The sequence below is a fragment of the Microcystis sp. M53603_WE2 genome, assembly GCF_030065435.1.
On the sequence record NZ_JASJFF010000907.1, the window covers coordinates 1 to 2,673 of the forward strand.

Annotated in this window: 1 protein-coding gene; it reads right to left on the reverse strand. The window is 46.7% G+C overall.

Going from position 1 to position 2,673, the window contains the following annotated elements; genetic code table 11:
* Positions 1–692: 692 nt before the first annotated feature.
* The gene (locus PX481_RS19270; protein WP_288095501.1) at positions 693–2,537 is read right to left on the reverse strand and encodes an AAA family ATPase; all 1,845 of its coding nucleotides are present in this window, start codon (positions 2,535–2,537) and stop codon (positions 693–695) included.
* Between the last annotated feature and the right edge of the window lie 136 nt (positions 2,538–2,673).

A 2,673-nucleotide genomic window follows, 5' to 3' on the forward strand; every position in this document is an offset into this window, starting at 1 on the left:
CATTCCATCTTTAGATTTGTCCTATCCATCGGGGTACTTTAAAGGTCTGTGTGGGTGTGGATTCAAAAACCCTTACTTTTCCCCTTGTTCTTTTGAACGTAGTGTTTCAACCTATTTCACTACCCACTCATTACGATGGTTCAAGTCGGACATTTGGCTCACGCCTAATCATGGATGGTTGGCAGTGGTCTCGGTATGGATGTTAGGTAACACCTCTCTCGCCTTCCGTTCCCCGCTTCAGTCCCAGAGTTGTGACTTCTGAATCTGGGGGTGGCTATCGCCGTTACTCTCACCTTTGTAGCAATTGTAGATAATTGTTACAAAGTGTATTGACCTTGAGTCCCCTTGCCTAGTTTGGTATCGAGGTGATACTAAACGTCGGGACATATAAACAGTTATAAGGTTGGTCAGGGTTGACCTATTAGATTCAGTCAGGGGACTGAAGACCTTACTAGGCGGTTATTTCAGGTATTTCAACCTTATTTCATGCCTAAACGTTTCGCACAAATCCGTTGAGTATAGGCTACATATCAGGACAGGCACTCATGCAAAAGGGGAAATAAATAATCAGTTTTTAATAACCGGATTTAGTATTAGACCCATGATTGCAGACATTTTTGAAAATTTTCCTTTTTACGATGGTTTTCCTGAATTGAGATTCTCCCCCCTACTAAAGCAAGGGGGAAAAAAAATCAATTGGCACGCTGTTCAACCAACAGTTGGTAAGCATGATTAAAATCAGCCGTTGTAATGCGAATCTCAGCCGGGTCAGTCATTCCCTGATGGCGATAACGACGAATTGCCATCAGTGCCGCTTGGTTACATAATAACGCTAAATCTGCGCCATTCCAGCCTTCGGTTGCCTCGGCCCAATAGCCTAAATCCACATCCTCTAAAGGACGTTCATCATTATGAACCCCCAGAATTGCTAAACGACTGGAGGCATTCGGTAAATCAACTTTTAACTGTAAATCTAACCGTCCCGCTCGCAATAAGGCTGGATCTAAAGCATCTGGGCGATTAGTGGCTCCAATCACTAAAATCGTTGCCGCCGTTTGCAACCCATCTAACTCCGTGAGGATTTGTCCCACAACCCGGTCACTCACTCCTGAATCTCCACTATAACGACCTCTTGCCGGTGCTAAAGTATCAATTTCATCAATAAAAACCACACAAGGGGCTGCCTGACGAGCTTTGGCAAACAACTCACGCACCGCTTGTTCGCTCGCCCCTACCCATTTACTCAAAAGCTCAGGTCCATTAATACTAATAAAATTAGCTCGCGCCTGAGATGCAACCGCTTTGGCCAATAAGGTTTTTCCCGTTCCGGGGGGACCCCAAAGTAAAATACCTTTGGGAGCTTGGGCTTTGGTTTGCGTATATAATTGAGGATGGAGTAATGCCCCTTCCACGGACTCCTGTAGGGTTTGTTTAATCTGTTCAAGTCCGCCAATATTGTCCCAGTCCACATGGGGAGATTCCACTTCCACAGACCGCAATACCGCCGGTTTAACTTCTTTAAGGGCTTGCAAAAAGTCGGCTTGGACCACCGTCATTGTTTCTGGAATTTGCGAGTCAATCGTAGGAACCTGGCGTCGCAAAGCACTATAGGCCGCTTTCTGGCAAACGGCTTTTAAATCTGACCCGACAAATCCCACCGCATTATCGGCAATCAGAGCTAAGGAAACCGATTCATCTAGGGGCATGGAACGGGTGAGAATATGGAGGATTTCTAAACGACCCGCCCGGTCAGGCACCCGAAAGAGGACTTCTCGGTCAAACCGTCCAGGGCGACGGAGGGCAGGGTCAAGATGGTCGGGACGGTTTGTCGCCGCTAGAACAATCACCCCTCGGCTTTGGGCAAAGCCATCCATTAAACCCAGCAATTGGGCTACCAGTCTTTTTTCTACTTCCCCTTCACCTTTACTGCGATCGGGTGCCATGCTATCAATTTCGTCAATAAAAACGATACAAGGCGCATTCTTACTGGCTTTCTCAAAAATTCCCCGCAGTTTTTGCTCGGCTTCCCCATAATATTTGCTGATCACCTCTGGTCCGACTAAGGCAATATAGTTAACACCGAGTTCTTCGGCCAAAGCACGGGCAGTCAGGGTTTTACCGGTTCCGGGTGGTCCGACTAAGAGAACGCCGCGAGTAGGTTCAAGTCCTAATTTGGCCAACAAGTCAGGGCGTTTCAGAGGAATGGCAATTAGTTCTTTGAGTTCTTTAATCACTTCCGTCAAGCCACCAACATCTTTAAGGGAAGCAGTTGTGGATCCTTCGGGCGGTGTCATAGTGTCTTCAATCCCTGAATCAGTGGAGGATGAGCGATAGCGATTGACCTCAAAATCATCCCCACCAGCATTGTTCGGGCGATAAACTCCCCCTGGACGGGGAATACCGCCAGCACGGGGAATATTACTCAAGGGACGGGAATTAAATTGCATTTCGGTTTTAATTTCCCCTTTCTCCAGTTTCTCTTCTAAGATTTTCGCCAGTTCGACTAATTGCTCAAAGCCTTTGAATAATTCTGCCATAAAATTTCTCCTGAGTCAAGTGAAGGATGGGTACTGGGTGATAGATGGGGTTAAGAAGTCCGACTTGATCAGACTAATTACCTTTAAAATAACAGATCTGCTGCGCCTTTTACCCGGGCTAGAGGTTCTACTGACC